At 73.0% G+C, this 8172-nt stretch carries 7 protein-coding genes; 1 reads left to right on the top strand and 6 read right to left on the bottom strand.

Annotated elements, in window-relative coordinates:
* Positions 1 to 372: 372 nt before the first annotated feature.
* From ACFWBW_RS41100 to ACFWBW_RS41090, 3 genes are all read right to left on the bottom strand, one after another.
* Positions 373 to 906 (bottom strand): hypothetical protein, encoded by a 534-nt coding sequence (locus ACFWBW_RS41100; RefSeq protein ID WP_385384829.1) that lies wholly within the window; start codon positions 904 to 906, stop codon positions 373 to 375.
* A 68-nt stretch (positions 907 to 974) separates the two neighbouring features.
* Positions 975 to 1268, bottom strand: a complete 294-nt coding sequence (locus tag ACFWBW_RS41095; protein ID WP_385384826.1) for a peptidase — start codon at positions 1266 to 1268, stop codon at positions 975 to 977.
* A gap of 86 nt (positions 1269 to 1354) precedes the next feature.
* On the bottom strand, positions 1355 to 1657 hold the full coding sequence (locus ACFWBW_RS41090; protein WP_385384823.1) for a peptidase: 303 nt from the start codon (positions 1655 to 1657) through the stop codon (positions 1355 to 1357).
* A 106-nt stretch (positions 1658 to 1763) separates the two neighbouring features.
* Between ACFWBW_RS41090 and ACFWBW_RS41085 the strand changes: the two genes are divergently transcribed.
* Entirely contained in the window at positions 1764 to 3881 is a 2118-nt protein-coding gene (locus ACFWBW_RS41085) for a serine/threonine-protein kinase (RefSeq protein ID WP_385384820.1), read from the top strand.
* 92 nt (positions 3882 to 3973) lie between these two features.
* On the opposite strand, the gene ilvD is transcribed toward ACFWBW_RS41085, so the two are convergent.
* From ilvD to ACFWBW_RS41070, 3 genes are all read right to left on the bottom strand, one after another.
* Entirely contained in the window at positions 3974 to 5827 is a 1854-nt protein-coding gene (gene ilvD / locus ACFWBW_RS41080) for a dihydroxy-acid dehydratase (protein WP_385384817.1), read from the bottom strand.
* A 212-nt stretch (positions 5828 to 6039) separates the two neighbouring features.
* Positions 6040 to 6789, bottom strand: a complete 750-nt coding sequence (locus tag ACFWBW_RS41075) for a TetR family transcriptional regulator (protein WP_385384814.1) — start codon at positions 6787 to 6789, stop codon at positions 6040 to 6042.
* Entirely contained in the window at positions 6786 to 7619 is an 834-nt protein-coding gene (locus tag ACFWBW_RS41070) for a sugar phosphate isomerase/epimerase family protein (protein ID WP_385384811.1), read from the bottom strand. Before ACFWBW_RS41070 ends, ACFWBW_RS41075 begins: the two co-directional genes overlap by 4 nt.
* Positions 7620 to 8172: the final 553 nt, after the last annotated feature.

Raw genomic sequence — 8172 nt, 5'->3', positions numbered from 1 at the left:
GGCCGGGAGCTGGGGCCAGGCCGGGGCCGGGCCGGGAGCTGGGGCCAGGCCGGGGCCGGGCCGGGAGCTGGGGCCAGGCCGGGCTGGGGGCTGGGGGCTGGGGGCTGGGGCGGGCCTGGGCCGGGCCGGGGCCCGGGCCGGGAGCGGGGGCCGGGGCCGGGCCGGGACCGGGAGCCGGGGCCTGGGCCGGGCCGGGACCGGGAGCCGGGGCCTGGGCCGGGCCGGGGGCTGGCCTGAGTCGAGGCGTGGGCCAGGGCCGGGGCCAGGCACAGGGGGCTGGGACCTGGGCCGGGGCCTGGGGTCGGGGCCTGGGGTCGGGGCCTGGGGTCGGGGCCTGGGGTCGGGGCCTGGGGTCGGGGCCTGGGGTCGGGGCTACTTCTTGCGCTTGGGGCGGCGGGCGGCCGGGTTGCCGGTGCGGGAACCGCGGCGGCGGGCGAATTCGGCCGCGGCGCGCTCGTACTCGGTGCGGCGCAGTTTCTCGCCGGGGGCCTCTACGAAGCAGCGCAGGAAGTACGCGATGAGGCTGCCGATGAAACCGATCGCCTTCAGGCCCTTGAGAGCGGTCTCGTCGGAGGACGGGGGCTGCCGGCGGCTGAAGGAGTCCCAGGTCTTGACGAAGGCGATGGAGCTGGCGATCGCGAAGAGGATGACGACCGAGATGCTGAGGAAGGCGCCAACGTTGCCGATCTCCAGACCCTCGTAGGAGAACCGGAGCAGGAAGGCGCTGATGACGGCGAGGGTCAGCGCGATGAGGGCCGCGCCGACGCGGCGAGCGCCGTAGCCACCGTCGTGGTTCACCCAGGTGGTGCCGAAGAACCGGATCGGCTCGGGCTCGGGGCCGGTGGGCACCGCGGGGGCCGGCTCGGCGGGGGTCTGGTCTCGCTGGTCGTCGCTCACACCAGCGATTATCCCCCGCCGGGCGGGGTCGGCCCGGGGTGTCTCACGGGGCGGGCCGTGGGATGCACCGGATGGCCTCAGCCGCAGCGGCTGGTGATGTAGCCGTCGCTGCCCGTCTTCACGTAGGCGTCGGAGATGAACTCGCCGTTGCCGATGTTGTCCCAGATGGACGTGGTGCCGTACGGGCCGGTGACCGTCGTCCCCTCGGTCTGGCAGCGAACGCCGACGATCGCGCCGAGCGGCAGGACCCGGAGCACGGCGTAACTGGTGCCGGGGCCACGGCGGACGTTCACCCGGTAGCCGGGTGCGACCGGGAACTCGGGGAATCCAGAACCCCCTACGGCGGCTGCCTCGCCCGCCCCAGCGAGCATGACCGCCGGTATCGCGGCGACTATGGAGCTGCCCAGACCGAGCATGCGGCGTCTGGTGATCACTGTTTCGTTCCCCTCGTCCTTGTTCAGGCGCAGCGGGTGGCGACGTAACCGTCGCTGCCCGTCTTCACGTAGGCGTCGGCGACGAACTCGCCGTTGCCGATGCAGTCCCAGATGTTCGACGTGCCGTAAGGGCCCGAGACGTTCGTTCCCTCGCACTGGCAGCGAATCGAGACGTACGCGCCGAGCGACAGGACACGGATGACCGAGTAATTGGTGCCGGGCCCTCTGCGGACGTTCACGCGATAGCCGGGCGCGACCGGGAACGTCGGAAATCCCGACCCCGAGGTCAGACTCTCTACTTGGCTTGAATCGCTCTCAACGGACATGGAAAAACTCCCCCCTTGGAAGTTGCCGTGCGCAACCCGCGCAGGGTAGCAAGACCTTGGAGATTCGCACGGGCCATCGACTAGGCTCCGGCGGGGGTGGTGAGCGGTGCGTTCAGCGCGGGCGGACTACGCGGGTTTTCCGGAGTACGCCGGGCAGTACCGGCTTGAGTCCGTACTCGGTTCGGGCGGCATGGGCGTCGTCCACCTGGCCACCTCCGAGTCGGGGCTGAAACTCGCCGTCAAGATCGTGCACCCGCAGCACGCCGTGGACCCGGAGTTCCGGGCGCGGTTCCGGCAGGAGGTCGCGGCCGCGCGGCGGGTGAGCGGAGCGTTCACCGCGCCCGTCGTGGATGCGGACCCCGATGCCGAACGGCCTTGGATGGCCACGCTGTTCATCGACGCCCCGACGCTCTCCGAGCGGGTACGGGACGAGGTGCTGGAGGCGCGGGAACTGGCGCGGCTCGCCGCCGGGCTGGCGGAGGCCCTGCGGGACATCCACCGGGCGGGCGTCGTGCACCGGGATCTGAAGCCCAGCAACGTGCTGATGGCCCCGGACGGGGTGCGGGTCATCGACTTCGGGATCTCGCGGCCTGCGGACAGCGATCTGCGCACCGAGACGGGGAAGCTGATCGGGACCCCGCCGTTCATGGCGCCGGAACAGTTCCAGCGGCCGCGGGAGGTGGGGACCGCGGCCGATGTGTTCGCCCTGGGTGCGGTGCTCGTGTACGCGGCGACCGGGCGGGGGCCCTTCGACTCCGACAGCCACTACCTCGTGGCGTACCAGGTGGTGCACAGCGAGCCCGACCTGACAGGTCTGCCGGAACGGCTCGTCCCGCTGGTCGCGCAGTGCCTGGCCAAGGATCCGGCCGAGCGGCCGAGCGCGGACGCGCTGATCGTGGCGCTGCGGGCGGTGGCGTACCCGACGGATCTGGACACCCAGGCCTTCATCCCGCGACCGCGGGAGCCGGTGACCGACGAGGAGGTCACGCATCGGCGGGAGCGGGTCGCCACCCCGGCCAAGGCCCCGGAACGCGGACGGCGGACCCGGGTGGCCGTCGCGGCGGGAGTCGGTCTGCTGCTGGCGGGTGGGTCGGTAGGCGGCTACCTGTGGTCCGCGCCCGGCAACGAGCCTCCGAAGCAGGCCGTCTCCCCGGGGGTACCCACGCCGCAGCGGGTCCTGCCGTGGTCAGTGCCGCTGGGCGCATACGGCGGGGCATGCTCCTGGCAGGCCTCGGCCCTGTACTGCTCGGGGCCCGAGTCGGCCGCGATGCGGCTCAGCCCCAAGGACGGGTCGACGCTGTGGTCCGTACGGGCGGCCGTCCCGGGCTTCCGGCCCGCGGCCGACAGTGCACCGCTGCACGGGGGTGGGCTGGTCCTCGCGGTGGCACCGGGAAGCAAGAGCGAACTGCTCCGGGCACTGGATCCGGCGACGGGCGCGGAGCGCTGGAAGCGGACCCTGCCGAGTGGCGCGCATGCCCTGCCCGCCGGCGGAAGCGTACTGATCACGGCGGTGGACGGAACCGTCACGGCGCTGGATTCCGCGACCGGCACCCCGCGTTGGACGAAGAAGATCGGCGGGGTCGGCTCCGAGTGGTGGAGCGGCCCGGGGAAGTCGGGGGAGCCTGCCGCGCTGTACGTGTCGACGCCCGACAAGGACGGCACGGCGACGCGGCTCTCGGCGGTGGACCCGGCGAGCGGGGTGCCCCGCTGGCAGGTCCGTTCTCCGGGGGTGCTCCATCCCGTGGGTGCGGCGGGCGGCGGAATGTACCTGCTGGACAGCGACGTAGGGACCAGGACGGACGCGGTCGTACGGGTGGACCTGGCCACGCGTGCCGTAGGGCGGGTCCGGCTGGCCTCGCCGCTGTACGAGGCCCAGGCCACCGTGGGGCCGGACGGGATCGTGTACGCGTTCGGGGCCTCGGGCGCACTGGTGGCGATCGGTGCGTCCAAGGAGGAGTGGCGGCTGGAGACGGGCGTGGCGATGGCCTCCCGGCCCGTGTTCGCCGACGGCCGTGTCTACCTGAGCGCCTCGGACGGGCGGCTGCTCGCCGTCGACGCGGGTGCGGGGAAGCTGCTGGGGCAGACCAAGCCGCGGATGGGCACCGGGAAGGACACCTTCGCGGCGAGTCTGCCCGCGCCCGTGGTCGGGGACGGGCGGGTGTACGCGTCGGCGCCGGACGGGAGCGTGTTCGCGGTGGCGGCGGGGGATCCCGCGGCCTGGTGACATCGGGGCCGCCGCGCCCGTAGGGGCGGAACGCGGACGGCCCCGTCCGAGGGTGTCGGACGGGGCCGGGGACCGGCTGGGTACGGCGGGGGTCAGCGCTCCAGGAGGCTGACGTCGCGGACCGCGCCCTTGTCGGCGCTGGTGGCCATCGCCGCGTAGGCGCGCAGGGCCGCGGAGACCTTGCGCTCACGGTTCTTCGGGGCGTACACGCCGCCCAGGGCCGCGTGGCGGGCGGCCAGCGTGGCCTCGTCGACGAGGAGCTCGATGGAGCGGTTCGGGATGTCGATGCGGATCCGGTCGCCGTCCTCGACGACCGCGATGGAGCCGCCCGAGGCCGCCTCCGGGGAGGCGTGGCCGATGGAGAGGCCCGAGGTTCCGCCGGAGAAGCGGCCGTCCGTGACCAGGGCGCAGACCTTGCCGAGGCCGCGGCCCTTGAGGAACGACGTCGGGTAGAGCATCTCCTGCATGCCGGGACCGCCGCGCGGGCCCTCGTAGCGGATGACGACCACGTCGCCGGCCTTGATCTCCTTGCGGAGGATCTTGTCGACGGCCTCGTCCTGCGATTCGCAGACCACGGCCGGGCCCTCGAAGGTCCAGATCGACTCGTCGACGCCGGCGGTCTTCACGACGCAGCCGTCGAGCGCGATGTTGCCGCGCAGGACGGCGAGGCCGCCGTCCTTGGAGTACGCGTGCTGGACGGAGCGGATGCAGCCGCCCTCGGCGTCGAGGTCGAGGGTGTCCCAGCGCTCGGACTGGGAGAAGGCGGAGGCGGAGCGCTGGCAGCCGGGGCCCGCGTGCCACAGCTCCATGACCTCGTCGGGGGCCGTGCCGGAACGGGCGTCCCACTTCGCGAGCCACTCCTCCAGGTTGGCGGAGTGGACCGTGGTGACGTCCTTGTTCAGCAGGCCGCCGCGGTGGAGCTCGCCGAGGAGGGCGGGGATGCCGCCGGCCCGGTGGATGTCCTCCATGTAGTACGTGCCGCCGGGCGCCACGTTCGGCGCGACCTTGGCCAGGCACGGGACCCGGCGGGAGATCTCGTCGATGTCCGTGAGGTCGTACTTCAGACCGGCTTCCTGCGCGGCGGCGAGGAGGTGCAGGATCGTGTTCGTGGAGCCGCCCATGGCGATGTCGAGGGCCATGGCGTTCTCGAAGGCCTGGCGGGTCGCGATGTTGCGGGGCAGGACCGACTCGTCGTCCTGCTCGTAGTAGCGCTTGGTGATCTCGACGATCGTGCGGCCGGCGTCCTCGTACAGGGCGCGGCGGGCGGTGTGCGTCGCGAGGACGGAGCCGTTGCCGGGGAGGGCCAGGCCGATGGCCTCGGCGAGGCAGTTCATCGAGTTGGCGGTGAACATGCCGGAACAGCTGCCGCAGGTGGGACAGGCGTTCTCCTCGATGCGCAGGACGTCCTCGTCGGACACGCTGTCGTTGGAGGCGTCCACCATCGCGTCGATCAGGTCGAGCTTGCGGACGGTGCCGTCGACGAGGGTGGCCTGACCGGCCTCCATCGGGCCGCCGGAGACGAAGACGACCGGGATGTTGAGGCGCATGGCGGCCATCAGCATGCCGGGGGTGATCTTGTCGCAGTTGGAGATGCAGATCAGCGCGTCGGCGCAGTGCGCCTCGACCATGTACTCGACCGAGTCCGCGATCAGGTCGCGGGAGGGGAGGGAGTACAGCATGCCGCCGTGGCCCATGGCGATGCCGTCGTCGACCGCGATGGTGTTGAACTCGCGGGGGACGGCGCCTGCGGCCAGGATCGCGTCGGAGACGATGCGGCCGACCGGGGCCAGGTGGGTGTGGCCGGGGACGAACTCGGTGAAGGAGTTGGCGACCGCGATGATCGGCTTCCCGATGTCCGCGCTCGCTACGCCCGAGGCGCGCATCAGGGCACGTGCGCCTGCCATGTTGCGGCCGTGGGTGACGGTGCGGGACCTCAGCTCGGGCATCGGGTTCTCTCCCCATGTGTGCGGTGACGCGAGCGCCTGCCGCGACTGTGGATATGGCTCGGTTACGAGGCTACGCCCCCCGCCCGGGATCCGGACGGGCTGTCCGGATCCCGGGACGGGGGGTTCAGTAATTGGTCACGGGTGCGGAGGTTACCGGGGTGTGTGCGCGGGCTGCGTGCGCGGGCTCTACGGGGCTGCGTGCGCGGGTGCCGTCATTCCTCGGTGAGGTAGCGCTGGAGGGTGGGGGCCACCAGCTCGATGATGGTCTCCGGGTCCGCCGATGCGAGGGGCTCGACCTGGACGACGTAGCGCAGGATCGCGATGCCGACCATGTGGGAGGCGGCGAGTTCGGCGCGGAAGGTCGGGTCGGGGACGTTGAGGTCGGCCGCGATCCGCTCCAGGAGGCGGTGCAGGATCAGCCGGCGGAGCACCTTCGCGGCGGCCTCGTGGGTGAGGGCCGAGCGGATCACGGCGAGCAGCGGGGTCCGGGTGACCGGGTTCTCCCAGACGCCGAGGAAGTAGCGGGCCAGGCGCTCGCCGATGCCGTCGGGGCCCGCGCCGAGAATCTTGGGGAGGACGAGGGCGGGCTCCATGCTGAGCTCGATCGCGGCGGCGAAGAGGTCGTCCTTGCTGCCGAAGTAGTGGTGCACCAGGGCCGGGTCCACGCCGGCGGCCTTGGCGATCCCGCGCACCGAGGTCTTGTCGTACCCGCGCGCGGCGAACTCGGCACGGGCCGCGAGGCGGATCCGCTCCTGCGTCCCGGGCCCGTCGCCGGCCTCGTCCTGCCGGGGCCGACCAGGCCCCCGGCGGGGCTTCGCGGGGGCGGGGTCCGGGCCCGGGGTCGAGGTCGAGGCCTGGGCCGGAGCCGAGGCCGGAGCCGGAGCCGGGGCAGAGTCCGGAGCCGCGTCCGGGGCGGGCGCGGACTCGGGGGCCGGGGTGGGGGCCGGTAGGGGGTCGGTCACGGGTGTGGGGTTCCGGGTAGTGGGCCGGGGGCGGTGGCGAGGTGGAGGCGGGTGAAGGCCAGGGCCTCGGCGAGGTCGGCCTCGCGCTCGGCGGAGGACATCGCGCGGCGGGTGTTGACCTCGATGACGATGTGCCCGTCGAAGGAGGTGGTGGCGAGCCGCTCCAGCAGTTCGGCGCAGGGCTGGCTGCCGCGGCCGGGGACGAGGTGCTCGTCCTTCGCGGAACCGTTTCCGTCGGCGAGGTGGATGTGGGCGAGGCGGTCGCCCATCCGGTCGATCATCGCGGTCGCGTCGGTGCGGGCGGTCGCGGTGTGCGAGAGGTCGACCGTGAAGTGGCGGTAGTCGTCCTTGGTGACGTCCCACTCGGGCGCGTAGGCGAGCATCTCGCGGTCGCGGTAGCGCCAGGGGTACATGTTCTCGACGGCGAAGCGGATGTCGGTCTCGTCCGCCATCCGCCAGATGCCCGTCACGAAGTCCCGGGAGTACTGGCGCTGCCAGCGGAACGGGGGATGCACGACGACCGTGCTCGCGCCGAGCTTCTCGGCTGCCGCCTGGGCGCGCTGGAGTTTGGTCCACGGGTCGGTGGACCAGACGCGCTGCGTGATGAGGAGGCAGGGGGCGTGGATGGCCAGGATCGGGACCTGGTGGTGGTCGGAGAGGCGGCGCAGGGCGTCGATGTCCTGGCTGACGGGGTCCGTCCAGACCATGACCTCGACGCCGTCGTAGCCGAGGCGCGCGGCGATCTCGAAGGCGGTCGCCGTTGACTCCGGGTAGACGGAGGCGGTGGAGAGGGCGACTTTCGCTGTCGGGATCCGGACTGGTTCTGCCACGGGGACAGGGTATCGGGGTCATGGTGGGGCCGGGCCGCCCCACGAAGCCCTTGCCCGGCCGGGCCCTGGACGCCACTGGGCCGCCGCCTCACGAAGCCCAGGCCCGGCCGGGCCCCAGGACGCCCCGTCCCACGAAGCCCCTGGCCCGACCGGGCCCTGGACGCCACGCCCCGCCCCGCCCCGCCCGACGAAGCCCGGGCCTGAGCAGGCCGTGGGGCGGCCGCCCCTGCTGGACGGCCCTGCGGGGCGAGGTCCCCGACCCGCCCTTCCACCGTTCCCAGGGCCGGCCCTGACCCGGTCCTCAAACGCCGGACGGGCTGAAAGCGGGGTACCGGGCTGCGCCCGGACCCCCTGGGGCTCCGCCCCAGACCCCGGTCCTCAAACGCCGGACGGCTGAAAGACCAAACCCCGGCCGAGCTGAAAGACCCCACCACGGGCGGGGCAGCCAGAGCGGGCCCGGCCGGGGACGGGGGCGGGGTGGGGTGTCGGCCTGGACGTAAAGCGTGATTTGTGGCGCAACAGTGGCCCGCGCCCTGTCGGAGTAGAGCAGAGG

Source organism: Streptomyces sp. NPDC059957 (assembly GCF_042730015.1).
GTDB lineage: Bacteria > Actinomycetota > Actinomycetes > Streptomycetales > Streptomycetaceae > Streptomyces.
The sequence above is the reverse complement of the archived record's forward strand: the minus strand, read 5'-3'. Positions and strand labels throughout refer to the sequence as shown.